The sequence below is a fragment of the Streptomyces sp. NPDC040410 genome (assembly GCF_055595715.1).
Window position 1 is genome coordinate 1 of record NZ_JBVIVK010000020.1, and the last position, 15292, is coordinate 15292.

General features: G+C 70.5%; 12 protein-coding genes and 1 pseudogene. 8 read left to right on the plus strand and 5 right to left on the minus strand.

Going from position 1 to position 15292, the window contains the following annotated elements; genetic code table 11:
- The first annotated feature begins 463 nt into the window (after positions 1-463).
- Positions 464-1804: a DUF6986 family protein gene (locus tag ACZ562_RS30655; protein WP_471185695.1), complete on the plus strand. Its 1341-nt coding sequence runs from the start codon at positions 464-466 to the stop codon at positions 1802-1804.
- A 136-nt stretch (positions 1805-1940) separates the two neighbouring features.
- On the opposite strand, the gene ACZ562_RS30660 is transcribed toward ACZ562_RS30655, so the two are convergent.
- Both ACZ562_RS30660 and ACZ562_RS30665 read right to left on the minus strand, forming a co-directional pair.
- Positions 1941-2720 (minus strand): hypothetical protein, encoded by a 780-nt coding sequence (locus tag ACZ562_RS30660; RefSeq protein WP_471185697.1) that lies wholly within the window; start codon positions 2718-2720, stop codon positions 1941-1943.
- Positions 2721-2727: 7 nt separating this feature from the next.
- A complete protein-coding gene (locus tag ACZ562_RS30665; RefSeq protein ID WP_471185700.1) occupies positions 2728-3777 on the minus strand; it encodes a LacI family DNA-binding transcriptional regulator in 1050 nt (349 codons plus the stop codon).
- A 189-nt stretch (positions 3778-3966) separates the two neighbouring features.
- On the opposite strand from ACZ562_RS30665, the gene ACZ562_RS30670 reads away from it, so the two are divergent.
- The 5 genes from ACZ562_RS30670 (at position 3967) to ACZ562_RS30690 (ending at position 10307) form a co-directional block, all read left to right on the plus strand.
- The gene (locus ACZ562_RS30670; protein WP_471185702.1) at positions 3967-4914 is read left to right on the plus strand and encodes an ROK family protein; all 948 of its coding nucleotides are present in this window, start codon (positions 3967-3969) and stop codon (positions 4912-4914) included.
- A gap of 369 nt (positions 4915-5283) precedes the next feature.
- Complete coding sequence (locus tag ACZ562_RS30675) at positions 5284-6111, plus strand: FAD binding domain-containing protein (RefSeq protein WP_471185939.1); 828 nt, start codon at positions 5284-5286, stop codon at positions 6109-6111.
- Positions 6108-8834 carry a molybdopterin-dependent oxidoreductase gene (locus ACZ562_RS30680; RefSeq protein WP_471185704.1) on the plus strand — a complete coding sequence of 909 codons (2727 nt, stop codon included), beginning with the start codon at positions 6108-6110 and terminating at the stop codon, positions 8832-8834. The genes ACZ562_RS30675 and ACZ562_RS30680 overlap by 4 nt, the downstream gene beginning before the upstream one ends.
- A 106-nt stretch (positions 8835-8940) precedes the next feature.
- Entirely contained in the window at positions 8941-9132 is a 192-nt protein-coding gene (locus ACZ562_RS30685; protein ID WP_471185706.1) for a hypothetical protein, read from the plus strand.
- Between the two features lie 140 nt (positions 9133-9272).
- Positions 9273-10307 (plus strand): NUDIX hydrolase, encoded by a 1035-nt coding sequence (locus tag ACZ562_RS30690; protein ID WP_471185708.1) that lies wholly within the window; start codon positions 9273-9275, stop codon positions 10305-10307.
- 381 nt (positions 10308-10688) lie between these two features.
- Here the strand turns inward: ACZ562_RS30690 and ACZ562_RS30695 are convergent.
- Positions 10689-10853 (minus strand): annotated as a pseudogene (locus ACZ562_RS30695) (MBL fold metallo-hydrolase); the annotation flags it as partial.
- Between the two features lie 242 nt (positions 10854-11095).
- Complete coding sequence (locus tag ACZ562_RS30700; RefSeq protein WP_471185711.1) at positions 11096-12451, minus strand: M20/M25/M40 family metallo-hydrolase; 1356 nt, start codon at positions 12449-12451, stop codon at positions 11096-11098.
- A 133-nt stretch (positions 12452-12584) separates the two neighbouring features.
- On the opposite strand from ACZ562_RS30700, the gene ACZ562_RS30705 reads away from it, so the two are divergent.
- Complete coding sequence (locus ACZ562_RS30705) at positions 12585-13823, plus strand: geranylgeranyl reductase family protein (protein WP_471185713.1); 1239 nt, start codon at positions 12585-12587, stop codon at positions 13821-13823.
- Here ACZ562_RS30705 and ACZ562_RS30710 read toward each other — a convergent pair.
- Entirely contained in the window at positions 13813-14262 is a 450-nt protein-coding gene (locus ACZ562_RS30710; protein WP_471185716.1) for a nitroreductase family deazaflavin-dependent oxidoreductase, read from the minus strand. The two genes, ACZ562_RS30705 and ACZ562_RS30710, sit on opposite strands and share 11 nt — an antisense overlap.
- A gap of 164 nt (positions 14263-14426) precedes the next feature.
- On the opposite strand from ACZ562_RS30710, the gene ACZ562_RS30715 reads away from it, so the two are divergent.
- Complete coding sequence (locus ACZ562_RS30715) at positions 14427-15116, plus strand: TetR/AcrR family transcriptional regulator (RefSeq protein WP_471185719.1); 690 nt, start codon at positions 14427-14429, stop codon at positions 15114-15116.
- The last annotated feature ends 176 nt before the right edge of the window (positions 15117-15292 follow it).

The window sequence follows — 15292 nt, forward strand, 5'->3', positions numbered from 1 at the left end:
TCGACGTCGTCCCCCAGCTCACCGAGGAGATCAACACCCGCAAGGGCTGATCCGGCCCGCGTGTCCGAGGCCCCCGCGACCGTACCCACGGCCGCTGGGGCCTCTGCTCATCCCAGCGTGCGCGACTCCTGCGCGGGCAGATGATCGCTGGCTCATCACATCCAGCCTGTGCCCCCTCTCCCGCAGGGCGGAGGACGTGGTGTTGAACGGAGGGTCGGCCACCCCGGCGGCCGTCACGGTCCGCAGGCCCGCCCGGCGGGTCGCCCTCCTCGCGTCAGACACGCGATCCCCTCCCCTCGCGAGTCAGGATGAGAGGTGAGCCCCGTTGCGCGGAAGAAGGCGTCGGAGCGGGTGCGGCAGGGCGGAGCACGCCGTGGACAGGGTGTTGACCTGCTGGAAGCTCCACAGATAGCTTCGTTCTACGGATTGTTGATTCCGTAGAGCGGAAAACAGGAGGCGTGGAATGGGCCAGGGCCGACAGGAGAAGGTGGCGACGAGCCTCGCGGGCACCGTCAGCGAGGAGATCAGCGCCTCCCTCGCGCCGGTCGACGCCGAACTGGCGCGCCACTACCCCGGAGACCCCGGCACCCGCCAGCCCGTTCACACCGTCTACGTTCCCGGCGACGTCTTCGCCGCCGACACCATCCGGTCCTGGGGAGACCAGGCCCTCGCCGCCCTCGACGAACACGCCCCGGACGCCGCTTCCTTCGCCGCGGTCCTCGGCCTGTCCGAGGAGCTTGCCCGGCCCGTGTACGACCGCGTGCGTGCCAAGCTGGAGCGCGAACCGATCGAGGACCTCCGCGTCGACTTCGAGGACGGCTACGGCAACCGTCCCGACGCCGAGGAGGACGAGGCGGCGGCCCGGGCGGCCCGGCTGATCGCCGAGGCGTACCAGAACGGGACGGCGGCCCCGTACATGGGCATCCGCGTGAAATGCATGGAGGCGCCGGTACGCGACCGGGGCATCCGCACCCTCGACATCTTCCTCACCGGCCTGACGGAGGCCGGCGGTCTGCCAGGCGGGCTGGTCCTCACGCTGCCGAAGGTGACGTACACCGAGCAGGTCACCGCCATGGTCCGGCTCCTGGAGGTGTTCGAGAAGGCGCGGGGGCTCGAACCCGGCCGGATCGGCTTCGAGATCCAGATCGAGACCAGCCAGTCCATCCTCGCCGCCGATGGCACCGCCACCGTCGCCCGTATGATCCGGGCCGCCGAGGGCCGGGCCACCGGGCTGCACTACGGCACCTTCGACTACAGCGCCTGCCTCGGCGTCTCCGCCGCCTACCAGGCCGGCGACCACCCGGCCGCCGACCACGCCAAGGCGATCATGCAGGTCGCGGCCGCGGGCACCGGTGTACGCGTCTCGGACGGCTCCACCAACGTCCTGCCGGTCGGTCCGACCGAGAAGGTCCACGACGCCTGGCGGCTGCACTACGGTCTCACCCGGCGCGCCCTGGCCCGCGCCTACTACCAGGGCTGGGACATGCACCCCGGCCATATCCCGACCCGCTACGCGGCGGTGTTCGCCTTCTACCGCGAGGGTTTCGCAGAGGCTTCCGCCCGTCTCGCCCGCTACGCCGACCGGACCGCCGGCGATGTCATGGACGAGCCCGCCACCGCCAAGGCTCTCGCCGGCTACCTGCTGCGCGGCCTGGACTGCGGAGCCCTCGACGTCGACGAGGTCGCCCGGCTGACCGGCCTGACCCGGGCGGACCTGGAGGGCTTCGCGTCGCCGCGGCGTGCCGAACTGCCGATCTCCGCGAAGGAGGCAGCGGCAACACGGACATCCGTGAGCGACGTCTAGTGCCGCGGCAGCCAGGGTTCGCCCCGTCGCGACGCCCGGCACGCTCCCCCAGCTCACCGCCAAGGTGGGCGACACGGCACGCCGAGAGCACGCACCGGACGCCGCTCCTTGACGGGCAACCTTGGCTGATGCGGCACTAGGCAAAGGGCGGCGCCAACGACGCGCCGGTCTGCTGAACCGTCACGTACCCCTCCAGGCCGGAGGCCGTCACCAGCTTCTCCTCCGCGAACAGCCGCGTGCCCTGTGCGCACAGCCGTCGGTCGGCACGGGCCCTGGCGCAGAACTCCTCGGGCGTGACGCCGAACAGCCTCCTCAACCGGGCCGATCGCAGGAGGAGTCCGGTCAGCAGCTTCCGCTGGCCGGGGTGGCTGCGCGGCGCGCTGCCGCCGTTGTGCAGGACCCCGCGGCGGTTGACGTACGAGTACACGCCCGGGAGTGTCACGCCCTCCTCCAGCTCGATCCGTACCTCGGGCGCCGGCAGCCACGCACGGCGGAAATTGCCGTGGGGCAGCGGCACGCCCTCGCTGGCGTCGACCACCGTGAGCTGCTCGGTGTCGAGCCAGAGGACGAACAACTCGCGAACGGCTGCGGGCGCGTTGAACGGGGACGCGGACACGTACCCCAGGCGGCTCACATGTGCGGAGACGCCGATGCCGATGCCCGTCACCCGGGTCTTCACCATCGGGATCGAGGACGTGATTCCGGACTCCGCCATCTTGAGCCGGAGTTGGGCCGGGCTGGCGTTGGAGCCGACCGCGAGGACCGGGGAGCGGTCCGCGTGCACCAGGCGGTCGAGGGGCAGCAGCCGGTCCCCGTCCAGGAGTCCGGACTCCGGCGGCCAGGCCCCCGGATAGAGCAGCGGATGATCGCGCGGCGCGGCGGCCAGGCCCAGGGTGTCGAGGGTGCGATCGGTCATGGACTGCTCAATCCGCCGGGGGCAGTTCGCCCGAGCCGCGGGTGATCAGCCGGGTCGGCAGCTCGATCCGCTCCGGTGCGAGCAGGGAGCCGTCCAGCTGGCGGAAGAGGCGCTCGGCGGCGGTCCGGCCGAGGGCCGCCGCGTCCTGGGCGACCACGGTGACGCCTGGCTGGAGCAGGTCGGCGAGCTCGATGTCGTCGAAGCCGACGAGAGCGACGCGCCGGGCCTGTTCGGCGAGGACGCGGACCACGGTGACCGTCACGCGGTTGTTGCCGGAGAAGAATGCCGTGACGGGTGAGGGGCCCGACAGCATCTCCTCGGCCGCGCGGCGCACTGTCTCGGGGTCGGTGGCGCCGAGCGACATCCAGGAGTCCTCGACGGGTATGCCCGCGTCCTCCATGGCCGCCCGGTAGCCGCGCAGCCGCTCCACGGCCGTGTGGATGCGGGGCATGTCGCCGACGAAGCCGATCCGGCGGTGCCCGTGGGAGATGAGGTGGGCGACGCCGTCACGGGCGCCGCCGAAGTTGTCCGACAGGACGACATCGGCGTCGATCCTCCCGGCCGGTCGGTCGACGAAGACCGTGGCCACCCCGGCCCTGAGCTCGGGCTCCAGATACCGGTGGTCGTCACCGGCGGGAATGACGACCAGCCCGTCCACCCGCCGCGCGCAGAACGCCAGCACCAGCTCCTGCTCGCGCTCCGGGTCCTCCGCGCTGGAGCCGTTGATCAGCAGGGCACCATGAGCGCGGGCCACCTCCTCCACCGCCCGGCTGAGCGGGCCGTAGAACGGGTCGGCGAGGTCCTCCAGGACCAGTCCGATGCTTGCGGTACGGCCCTTGCGCAGCACCCGGGCGCTGTCGTTGCGACGGAATCCCAGCGCTTCGATGGCCTCCTGGACCCGGCGCTCGGTTTCGGGCGTGACGCCCGGTTCCCCGTTGACCACGCGGGAGACCGTCTTGAGTCCGACCCCCGCCCGAGCCGCAACGTCCTTCATGGTCGGACGAGTGCCATAGCGGGTCCCGGAGAAACGGTCTGCTCGGCTGTGGGTCTCGGGCACGGTGCGGCGTCCTGTCCTGTTCGTCCACGGAGATGCGTCGATCCATGATTTGTATGAGGATGTGGCGTCGAGCATAGAGCCTGGACAACGTTGTCAGATCAGCGAGACACTGTCCACCGCAATCTCCGGCCCGCGCCCCCACCGCGACCGGCCACCTTTTGTCATGGCTGATCGGGAGATCCGACACTGATGCACACCGACCTCGTGGCCGCGCTCGACATCGGCGGCACCAAGATCGCCGGAGCCCTGGTGGACGGCAAGGGCCGGATTCTGGTCCGCGCGCAGCGCGCCACGCCCGCTCAGCAGGACGGCGAGACGGTGATGCGGGCCGTCGAGGAGGTGCTCGGCCAGCTGGCCGCCACGTCCCTGTGGGGCCGCGTCACGACCCTCGGCGTCGGCAGCGCCGGTCCGGTGGACGCCTCAGCGGGCACGGTGAGCCCGGTCAACGTGCCCGGCTGGCGCGACTTCCCGCTCGTCCGGCGGGTCCGGGCCGCGACCGGCGGTCTTCCGGTCGAGCTGATCGGTGACGGCGTCGCCATCGCGGCCGCCGAACACTGGCAGGGTGCCGCCCGCGGCCATGACAACGCCCTGTGCATGGTCGTCTCGACGGGCGTCGGCGGCGGCCTGATCCTCAACGGCAGACTCCACCCCGGCCCGACCGGCAACGCCGGCCACATCGGACACATCAGCGTCGACCTGGACGGCGATCCGTGCGCGTGCGGTTCGCGCGGCTGCGTGGAGCGCATCGCGAGCGGCCCGAACATAGCCCGGCGCGCCATCGAGGGTGGCTGGCGGCCGGGCCCGGACGGCGACGCCTCCGCGGAGGCGGTGTCCGCCGCCGCCAGCGCGGGTGACCCCGTGGCCGTGGCCTCCTTCGAACGCGCCGCCCAGGCCCTGGCCGCCGGTATCGCCGCCACCGCGACCCTCGTCGAGATCGACATCGCGGTCATCGGAGGGGGAGTCGCCAAGGCGGGCGATGTGCTGTTCACCCCGCTGCACAAGGCCCTGGGCGACTACGCGACCCTGTCCTTCGTCCAACGGCTGACGGTCACCCCCGCCCGGATGGGAACGGACGCGGGGCTGGTCGGGGCGGCCGCGGCGGCGCTCGCCAGACGGGCGGACGCGGCGGCGGTCTGAGACGGAGATCCCGCGGGAACGTTTAATCGTGGAAACTGTGCGTGCAGCCGGCAACTCGGCCGCGTATTCGCCCAGTCCGCGTGGTCCGGGTCGGTGTCGTGGTCAGGAAGTGTGCCGTTGCGGCGCGCGGCCGCCGCTTTCTCGACTTGGCGAGGCCGGACCATTCTGCGATATGCTTGATTTTCTGCTTCCGCCGGTGCTTCCTCGAAGGCCGGCGGCAGGAGCAATTCGACCGCAGCGGCCAACTTCGATTCTGTCGCGCGTGGTTGTGTTCTTCCCGGCGTGCATCGCGACCCGGGCGTGCAGTACGCCCCCTCGGTGATCGACGCATTCATCGAGCCGAGTGCCGCAATCGAAAAACGAGTTCCCATGGACCTCAACACCGTCACCGAAGTCATCCGGCGACCGCCCGATCGGCCAGGCGTGGACTGGTGCGAAGGGGACGCGTGGCTCGCCGGCGGAACATGGCTGTTCTCCGCGGAGCAGCCAAGCCTGCGCCGCCTGATCGACCTGACAGCGTTGCGTTGGGATCCTCTCGTTGCGAGCGACGCGGGCCTAGAAATCGGCGCGACGTGCACCATCCGTGACCTGTATGCCTTTGCGCCGCCGGATGACTGGATCGCGGGCCCCCTGTTCGCGACGAGCAGCGAGGCGTTCCTGTCCTCGTTCAAAGTCTGGAACTCGGCCACGGTCGGCGGCAATATCTGTCTGTCGCTGCCCGCGGGCCCGATGATCACGCTGACGGTCGCACTCGAGGCACGGTACGAGCTGTGGGCTCGTGACGGGTCCGTGCGCATCGTCGATGCCCTCGACTTCGCGACCGGCAACAACCGGAACATCCTGGCTCCCGGGGAAATCCTGCGGCGCATCCGCATTCCGGCGCGCGCCCTGAGGAAACGCGCCGCGCACCGCCGTTTCGCGCTCACCCGCCTCGGCCGTTCGACCGTATTCGTCATCGGCACTCAAACGCAGGGAACGAGCGACCTGCTGCTCACCGTCACGGCAGGCACCACACGGCCCGTGCGCATCGCTTTCGACACCATGCCCGATGCCCGGACTCTGCAGGAGAGCATCGACGTCATCCCTGCCGACGTCTGGTTCGCCGATCCCAACGGAACCCCCGGCCACCGGCGGCACCTGACACACCACTTCGCCGAAGAGATCCGTCGCGAACTCGTCGCCGGGGGCCTGAGATGACATACGTCGTGAACGGCAAGAGGTCTGACGAGGAACCAGAGCCCGGCCAGTGCCTGCGCACCTTCCTTCGCTCACTCGGCCACTACGGCGTCAAGAAGGGGTGCGACGCAGGCGATTGCGGCGCATGCACGGTGTGGTTGGACGGCGTCCCGGTGCACAGCTGTATCACCCCTGCCTTCCGCGCGGACGGTCGTGAGGTGACCACGGTGGAGGGAATCGGATCACCCGGCAGCCTGCATCCGATGCAGCGGCAGTTCCGTGACGCACCGGGGTTCCAGTGCGGTTTCTGCACCCCAGGGATGATCATGACGTCGGCAACGTTCACCGAGGCCCAGAAAGAGGATCTGCCACGGTCGTTGAAGGGCAACCTCTGCCGCTGCACCGGCTATCGCGCGATCGAGGACGCCGTGAAGGGCGTCGCGGGCGTACAGACTGCCGCGCCGGGAAAGGCCGTCGGAACGAGCGTCGGTGCGCCGGCGGCCAACGACGTGGTGACCGGTCGCGCCGAGTTCACCTTGGACACCCACATCAAGGGCATGCTGCACCTCAAGGTGGTGCACTCACCCCACGCGCACGCCCGGATCGTCTCGATCGACAAGAGCGCCGCACTCGCGGTTCCCGGCGTGCATCGGGTCTACACATGGGAAGACGTGCCGCGCAGACGTTTCACCACGGCGATCCACACGGACCATCTGGTCGATCCGGACGACACCTTGATCCTCGACAACACGGTCCGCTTCGTCGGCCAACGCGTCGTCGCGGTCCTGGCGGACACCGTCGCGGCGGCGGAGGAGGGCTGCCGAAAGGTCGTAGTGGAGTACGAGGTCATGCCGGCCGTTTTCGACCCCGAAGAGGCGATGGCGGAGGGGGCGCCCCAACTGCACGGTGCGGAGGACCCATTCGTCCGGGATCCCGTCCACAACATCCTGCTGGAGATCCATTCGCACGTCGGCGACGTCGACGCGGGATTCGCCGAAGCCGACGTCATCCACGAGGGCACGTACTCCTCACCGCGTGTGCAGCACGCGCATCTCGAGACCCACGGTTCCATCGCCTGGATGGAGAACGGTCGTCTGAACGTCCGCACCAGTTCGCAGTCGCCGTCGATCGCGAAAGTCAAACTGGCCTATCTGTTCGCGCTGCGCCCGGACCAGCTCCGCGTGTTCTGCAAACGCGTCGGCGGCGGCTTCGGAGGCAAACAGGAAGTGATCTCGGAGGATCTGGTCGCGCTCGCCACCCTGGACACCGGGAGACCTGTCTGTTTCGAGTACACCCGCGAGGAGGAGTTCACCACGGCTTCGCCAAGGCATCCGATGACGTTGACGGTCAAGCTGGGCGCGAGGGCGGACGGGACGCTCACGGCGTTCCAGGTCCGCAATGTGTCGAACACGGGCGCTTACGGCAACCATGGCGGCGAAACGCTGTATGCGGGCGGCGCCGCCGTCATGATCTACCGCTGTCCCAACAAGAAGTACGACGCGTTCTCCGTCTACACGAACACCGTTCCGAGCGGGGCGCTGCGCGGTTACGGGATGACGCAACCGGCGTTCGCCGTGGAATCGGCGATGGACGAACTGGCACACGCATTGGGTCTCGATCCGCTCGGACTGCGACGACGCAACATCGTGCGACCGGGTGATCCGCTCGTCGCCATGCACGACGGCCCCGACGACGTCACGTTCACCGAGGACGGACTCGCGAAGTGCATCGATCTGGTGGATGACGCCATGGCCCGCACTGCCGATCAGTCGTCGCCCGGCCCCGGGTGGCTCGTCGGGGCCGGCGTCGCGAGTTCGCTGCACGAGACCGCGCCCCCGACCGAGCATCTCTCCGAGGCCTGGGTCACGCTCGGCGACGACCTCGTGTACGAGTTGGCCGTCGGAACAGTCGAATTCGGCGAGGGAACGTCGACCGCGCACGTCCAGATAGCGGCCGACCAGCTGGGCACGACGCCGTCGCGGATTCGCCTGGTGCAGTCCGACACGGACCGCACGGGATTCGACACCGGCGCCTTTGCGAGTGCGGGCCTTTTCGTGGCGGGCAACGCGGTACTTCGCGCGGCCAACGCGGTGCGCGACCGCATCCTGCAATTCGCCGCCGCGCACACGGGTGTCCACCTCGTGATGTGCTCGATGGACGACGACGGGGTCGTCTGCGGCGACCAGCGCGTGTCGTTGGCCGAGCTCGTCGCCCTGGCCCGAGCCCGGGGAATCAGGTTCACCGCCGCCCGCAAGGCCTACGGCTCACCCCGAAGTGTGGTCTCCAATACGCAGGGGTTCCGCATCGCCGTCCATCGGGTGACGGGTGAGATCCGCATCCTCTACAGCGTCCAGGCGACCGACGCCGCCGTGGTCATCAACCCCGCGCAGGTCCGGGGACAGGTGGAAGGCGGAGTCGCCCAGGGAATCGGCTTCACGCTGACCGAGAACCACCAGGTCGACACGGACGGTGTGATGGTCAACCCGAACCTCCGCAACTACCGCATCCCCACCTACGCCGACATCCCCCGCACCGACCTGCTCCTGGTGGACTCGTCGGACTCCGTCGGGCCCATGCGGTCGAAGGGGATGGCGGAATGCTGTATCAACCCGGTGGCCCCCGCGTTGGCGAATGCCCTGCACGACGCGACAGGCGTCCGCTACCGCGCGCTGCCCCTGACCCCGGAACGCATCTACAGCCGGCTGGGCGAAAGCCAGTCCCTGCCGACGGGTGTGAGCAGATGAGCACGGAAGAGCACAACGGATCTCCGGGCCGGAACGCCCCTGCAACCCGGCAGGGCCTTCGGCGCCCCGGGCGTGACTCCTGTGCCGTTTCGCAGTTGAACCGGTCATGAAGAAGCGCAGCATGCTCGCCATCGCCTCCCTCGCCACCGGTTTCGTCGTCGCGGCGATCACCCCGTCCCACGCCCTGGCGGACGACCTCAGTGATCTCGACATGGGCGAGACCCTCAGCACCCTCGACCACGCAGTCGCCGGCGACGGCCTGACCGTCGACGAGAACGCCCTCGGGCAGAACGGCTGACGGACACGGATGCGGGACCGTGGCGCCGGTGCCCCCGGGGAGGGGCGCCGGCGTCACGTGCGTGTGCCCTCAACTGGGGCTGGTTTCCGTGGCAGGGTGGAGCGGGCAAGCCACAGGGGGCCAACAGAAGAGGGGGAACCGTGATCGTCTGGATCAACGGTGCGTTCGGTGCGGGGAAGACCACCACCGCACGGGAACTGATCGAACTGATCCCGAACAGCACGCTCTTCGACCCGGAGGTCATCGGCGGAGCGCTCACGCACCTGCTGCCGCCCAAACACCTCGCCGAGGTCGGCGACTTCCGGGACCTGCCGATCTGGCGACGTCTCGTGATCGACACGGCGGCCGCGATGCTCGCCGAGCTCGGCGGCACCCTCGTGGTCCCGATGACCCTGCTGCGCCAGGAGTACCGCGACGAGATCTTCGGCGGCCTCGCGGCGCGCCGGATCACCGTCCGGCACATCCTGCTCGCCCCGGCCGAAACGATCCTGCGCGAGCGAATAGCCGGGCGGGAGGTGCCGCCGACTGCTGATGGCGGGATGCGGACACGCCAATGGTCGTACGACCACATCGAGCCGTACCGCCACGCCCTGGCCTCCTGGCTCACCGCAGACGCCCACCCGGTCGACAACGGTGTTCTCACGCCGTACGAGACCGCCGCCCGTATCGCCGAGGCCGTCAACGCCGGAGTCGTGCCCGTCTGCGACATCGTGCAGACCCCGGAGCCCACCGCGGAGACCCTGGCCGCCGGAGTGCTCCTGTTCGACGAGCAGGACCGTGTGCTGCTCGTCGACCCCACCTACAAGGCCGGCTGGGAGTTCCCCGGTGGCGTCGTCGAGCCGGGTGAGGCCCCCGCGCGCGCCGGCATGCGTGAGGTCGCCGAGGAGACGGGGATCCACCTGGACGACGTACCGAGGCTCCTGGTAGTCGACTGGGAGGCTCCCGCACCTCCCGCCTTCGGCGGCCTGCGTCTCCTCTTCGACGGCGGCGGGCTGGACGCGACCGAGGCCGGCCGGCTCCTGCTGCCCGGGCCCGAGCTGCGCGGCTGGCGGTTCGTCAGCGAACAGGAAGCCGCGCAGCTGCTGCCGCCCGTCCGCTACGAGCGGCTGCGCTGGGCGCTGCGGGCGCGGGAGCGCGGTGCGGCGCTGTATCTGGAGGCGGGCGTCCCCGTCTGAACTCCCGGGAGGTGGTGTGCCGTACGGGACCCGAGGACCACCGGAGCGCCTGCCGCACCCCTTCACGAAGACCTGAACGCCGGCTACCTCCGGCAGCGTCGCCCGACCGCCGATCCCGGTGCCCAACGGCGTGCCCGCCGCCACCAGTTCCGTGAGTTCGTGGTCGCTGAGAGGGGGGAGGGACATGGCGACGCCGGTCTGGCGGTGGAGGCGCGTGGTGGGGGGACCTGGCGCCATCTGCGACGCCGGGCGGTGGAAGGAGGCGAGGGTCTGCGCCCGGTCCAGGTTGGACACACCCGCCATGACGGCACCGTCGACCGGCGAGGCGGCGGTCGCGTCACCCGTGAACAGGACGCCGTGACGGGGGAGATGGAACGCGATGCTGCCGTGTGTGTGACCGGGGACATGGACGACGTGGGCTTCGTCGCCGAAGTCAAGGATGTCGCCGTCGGACGACTCGGTGACCTTCGCGGGGCGTACGTAGTCGCCCGGAGGCAGGAGCCGGCCCGCCTCCGCGTGAACCGGCCGCTCCCAGTCCTCGAACACCCGGTGACGGGCCGGGGACTTCGCCCCCGCACGACCGGAGCGTCCAGAGTGCGGGCCGGTACCTCCGCACCGCTGAGCGCGGCGAGGCGCCGGAGACAGGACTGGCCGACCGGAAACCGCAGGAGGTGGAGGCGGGGGAGGAGCCCGATGACGTCCATGCGGCGACCGTAGAAGGACCGCCGTCGCATGACGAGGGTCCTTGCTGTCAGCAGAGCCGGTTGTCGGTGCGCCCGGCCGCCGGCTCAGCCGGCCGCGTAGTTGCGCAGGAACAGTGCCTCCGCGACCGAGAGACGCTCCAACTCCTCGGGGGACACGCTCTCGTTCACGGCGTGGATCCGGGCCTCCGGTTCGCTCAGACCGATGAGGAGGATCTCGGCGCGCGGGTAGAGAGCGGCGAGGGTGTTGCACAGCGGGATGGAGCCGCCCTGTCCGGCGTACTGCATCTCCTGGCCCGGGTACGCCACCGCCATCGCCTCGGCCATCGCCGCGTATGCCGGGCTGGTCGTGTCGGCGCTGAACGCCTGCCCCTGGCCGATCTGGCGGGTGCTCACCCGGGCACCCCACGGGGTGTGCGCCTCCAGGTGGGCCTCCAGCAGCTTGGTCGCCTCCGCCGCGTCCACGCCCGGCGGCACCCGCAGGCTCACCAGCGCGCGGGCGCTCGCCTGCACGGAGGGGGTGGCGCCGACGACCGGCGGGCAGTCGATGCCGAGGACCGTGACCGCGGGCCGTGCCCAGATGCGGTCGGCGACCGTGCCGGAGCCGGTCAGCTCGACTCCGTCCAGCACCTTGGCGTCCTCGCGGAACTGCTCGTCGTCGTACTGCAGCCCTTCCCACCGGGTTTCGGGGGTGAGTCCGTCGACCGTCGTCGAGCCGTCCTCCGCGCGCAGCGAGTCCAGTACGCGGATCAGCGCGGCGAGCGCGTCGGGTGCCGCGCCGCCGAACTGGCCGGAGTGCAGGTTGCCTTCGAGCGTGTCGATCCGCACGCGGACGAGGGTCATGCCGCGCAGGGTGGAGGTTACCGTCGGCAGGCCGACGCGGAAGTTGCCCGCGTCGCCGATGACGATGGTGTCGGCACCGAGGAGGTCCGGATGCTCCTCGGCGTACCGCTCCAGGCCGCCCGTGCCCATCTCCTCCGAGCCCTCGGCGATCACCTTGACGTGGACCGGCACCCCGCCGTTCGCCTTGAGGGCGCGCAGCGCGAGCAGGTGCATGATCACGCCGCCCTTGCAGTCGGCGGCCCCGCGCCCGTACCAGCGGCCGTCGCGCTCGGTCAGCTCGAAGGGCGGAGTGGTCCAGGCGGCCTCGTCCAGGGGCGGCTGCACGTCGTAGTGGGCGTACAGGAGGACGGTCTTCGCACCCTCGGGGCCGGCCAGGTGGCCGTACACGGACTGCGTGCCGTCGGGGGTGTCGAGCAGGGCCACGTCCTCGAATCCCTCGGCGCGCAGTGCGTCCGCGACCCACCGCGCGGCTCCCTCGCTCTCGCTCTTCGGGAACTGGTCGAAGTCCGCCACCGACTTGAAGGCCACCAGCTCGGTGAGCTCCGCCTTCGCCCTGGGCATCAGCGAGGCGACGGTCGCGGCGACCGGATGCGACGACATGGGCACGCTCCTTGTGGGTGCGACGTTGAACGTATGAGTGCTGCAGATCCTCCCACAGCGGCCTGTGGCGACACCCGCCGTAGGATGCGGGAGACAGGTGCGGCAGCGGCTTGATCGGGAGCAGTAGACCATCGTGAGCAGCGAGAACTCTTCGGCGGGCGACGTGCAGCGGGTGTGGGACGTCGTCGTGGTGGGAGCGGGACCCGCGGGGGCCTCGGCCGCCTACGCGGCGGCGGTCGCGGGACGGCGCGTGCTGCTGCTCGAGAAGGCCGAGCTGCCCCGGTACAAGACCTGCGGCGGCGGCATCATCGGACCCTCGCGCGACGCGCTCCCGCCCGGCTTCGAGCTGCCGCTGCGGGACCGGGTGCACGCGGTGACGTTCTCGAACAACGGCCGCTTCACCCGGACCCGCCGCTCCAAGCAGATGCTGTTCGGGCTGATCAACCGTCCCGAGTTCGACCAGCAGCTGGTCGATCACGCGCAGAAGGCGGGCGCCGAGCTGCGTACGGGCGTCACGGTGACGCGGGTCGAGCAGCACGGCTCGGCCGTGCCGGACCGGCGCTCGGTCGCCGTCGTCCTGCAGGGCGGCGAGACGCTGCTCGCCCGCGCGGTCGTGGGCGCCGACGGCAGCGCCAGCCGGATAGGGGCACACGTCGGGGTCAAGCTCGACCAGGTGGATCTCGGCCTGGAGGCGGAGATCCCGGTGCCGGAGACGGTCGCCGAGGACTGGAAGGGGCGGGTGCTCATCGACTGGGGCCCGATGCCCGGCAGCTACGGCTGGGTCTTCCCCAAGGGTGACATGCTGACGGTCGGGGTGATCTCGGCGCGCGGCGAAGGTGCGGCGACCAAGCGGTATCTGGAGGACTTCGTCGCCCGTCTCGGGCTCGCGGGCTTTGAACCCAGCATCTCCTCGGGCCACTTGACCCGCTGCCGGGCGGACGACTCGCCGTTGTCGCGCGGCCGCGTGCTGGTGTGCGGGGACGCGGCAGGGCTCCTGGAGCCGTGGACGCGTGAGGGGATCTCGTTCGCCCTGCGGTCGGGCCGGCTGGCGGGGGAGTGGGCGGTGCGGATCGCCGAGGCGCACGACGCCGTGGACACCCGGCGTCAGGCCCTCAACTACGCGTTCGCGATCAAGGCGGGGCTCGGCGTGGAGATGAGCGTCGGCAAAAGCCTGCTGACGGTGTTCGAGCGCCGTCCCGGTCTGTTCCACGCGGCCCTCACCGGCTTCCGCCCGGCCTGGAACGCGTTCAAGGACATCACGCGGGGCTCGACGTCGCTGGGTGAGATCGTCCGCATCCATCCGATGGCCCAGCGGGCCCTGACCGCGATGGGCCCCCGGCCGGGTGCCCGGGCCGGGGAGGTCAGCTCCTGACGGAGATCTCGAAGACCGGGTGGTCGGGGGCGATGCGGCGCAGTTCGTCGTCGGAGGAGTCGGGACCGACTCCGTTGAAGAAGACCCCGACCTCCGCCTTCCAGCGCTTGAGGTAGGCGCGCAGGAGCGGAGCCTTCTCGTCGTCGGGGACCTCGGCCGCGGTGAACGCGTCCGCGTTCCTGCCGAGGCGCAGCTCACCGCCGCCTGCCGCGCGCATGTTGTGCGTCCACTGGACGTGGCCGCGAGGGGCGACGAGGTACTGCCGGCCGTCCACGGTCAACAGGTTCACGGGGGTGGTCCGCCACTCGCCGCTCTTGCGGCCGCGGACCGCCAGGACCCGGGAGCCCCAGACGCTGATGCCGCGGCGGGTCAGCCAGGACACGGCGCGGTTGAAGACGTTGACGGTGAACCAGCCGGGCTTCTGAACGTGCGTGGACATCGGTGACTCCCAGTCTGTGTGAGCGTCGCTCTCTTCTGTGAGCACCGCTCTCGCTCTATGTCAGTCTGCATCGCTGGGGGAGCCAAGGCAAGAGCAGTGCTCTCTAATTTGTTCGCCGCTCTGATTTGTGTGCACTGCTCTGAATTCATGCGACACTGCCCTGCATGAGCAGCGCAGCGCAGGGGGCCCGTGCCAGGGCCAGGATCGAAGTCACCGCGGCCATCAAGGACGAGGCGCGCAGACAGCTCGCGGCGGAAGGCGCCGCGAAGCTCTCGCTGCGGGCCGTCGCCCGCGAGCTCGGCATGGTCTCCTCCGCGCTGTACCGCTACTTCCCCAGCCGCGACGACCTGTTGACCGCGCTCATCATCGACGCCTACGACTCCCTGGGCGAGGCCGCGGAGGCGGCGCACGGCGCAGTTGCCGACGCCGCGCCCGTGCGGCGCTGGTCGGCTGTGTGCGAGGCGGCCCGCGACTGGGCGCTCGGGCACCCGCACGAGTACGCGCTGATCTACGGCTCGCCGGTTCCCGGCTATACCGCGCCGCAGACCACGGTCCCCGCCGCCTCCCGCGTGGGCCTCCTCGTCATCGGCGTCGTCCGTGACGCCCACCGGGGAAAAGGCCTGACCGTGCCCCCGCTGCCCGCCGAACTGCGGGCCGAGGCCGAGCGGATGGCCGCCGACCTCGCGCCCGATCTCCCGCCCGGAGTCGTCGCGGCACTCGTGGCCTCCTGGGCTGAGCTTTTCGGGCTGATCGGATTCGAGCTGTTCGGACAGTTCAACCGGGTCGTGGAGGACCGCGAGCCGTTCTTCCGGCACGCGGTGACCCGGCTCGCTCGCGGGGTGGGCCTCCGCTAGTGCCGCGTCAGCCAAGGTTTGCCCGTCAAGGAGCGGCGTCCGGTGCGTGCTCTCGGCGTGCCGGCCGGAAGTCCTCGTACTGGACGTACTTGGGCTTTCGGCCGGTGCGGCGAGAGGGCGTGCCGGGCGTCGCGACGGGGCGAACCTTGGCTGACGCGGCACTAGTTGTCCGCAGG

What these genes read in the sequence shown, in the direction of transcription:
- ACZ562_RS30655 (WP_471185695.1), top strand. Translation starts at nt 464, where the DNA reads ATGGGCCAGGGCCGACAGGAGAAGGTGGCGACGAGCCTCGCGGGCACC.
- ACZ562_RS30660 (WP_471185697.1), bottom strand. Translation starts at nt 2,720, where the DNA reads ATGACCGATCGCACCCTCGACACCCTGGGCCTGGCCGCCGCGCCGCGC.
- ACZ562_RS30670 (WP_471185702.1), top strand. Translation starts at nt 3,967, where the DNA reads ATGCACACCGACCTCGTGGCCGCGCTCGACATCGGCGGCACCAAGATC.
- ACZ562_RS30675 (WP_471185939.1), top strand. Translation starts at nt 5,284, where the DNA reads ATGGACCTCAACACCGTCACCGAAGTCATCCGGCGACCGCCCGATCGG.
- ACZ562_RS30680 (WP_471185704.1), top strand. Translation starts at nt 6,108, where the DNA reads ATGACATACGTCGTGAACGGCAAGAGGTCTGACGAGGAACCAGAGCCC.
- ACZ562_RS30685 (WP_471185706.1), top strand. Translation starts at nt 8,941, where the DNA reads ATGAAGAAGCGCAGCATGCTCGCCATCGCCTCCCTCGCCACCGGTTTC.
- ACZ562_RS30700 (WP_471185711.1), bottom strand. Translation starts at nt 12,451, where the DNA reads ATGTCGTCGCATCCGGTCGCCGCGACCGTCGCCTCGCTGATGCCCAGG.
- ACZ562_RS30710 (WP_471185716.1), bottom strand. Translation starts at nt 14,262, where the DNA reads ATGTCCACGCACGTTCAGAAGCCCGGCTGGTTCACCGTCAACGTCTTC.
- ACZ562_RS30715 (WP_471185719.1), top strand. Translation starts at nt 14,427, where the DNA reads ATGAGCAGCGCAGCGCAGGGGGCCCGTGCCAGGGCCAGGATCGAAGTC.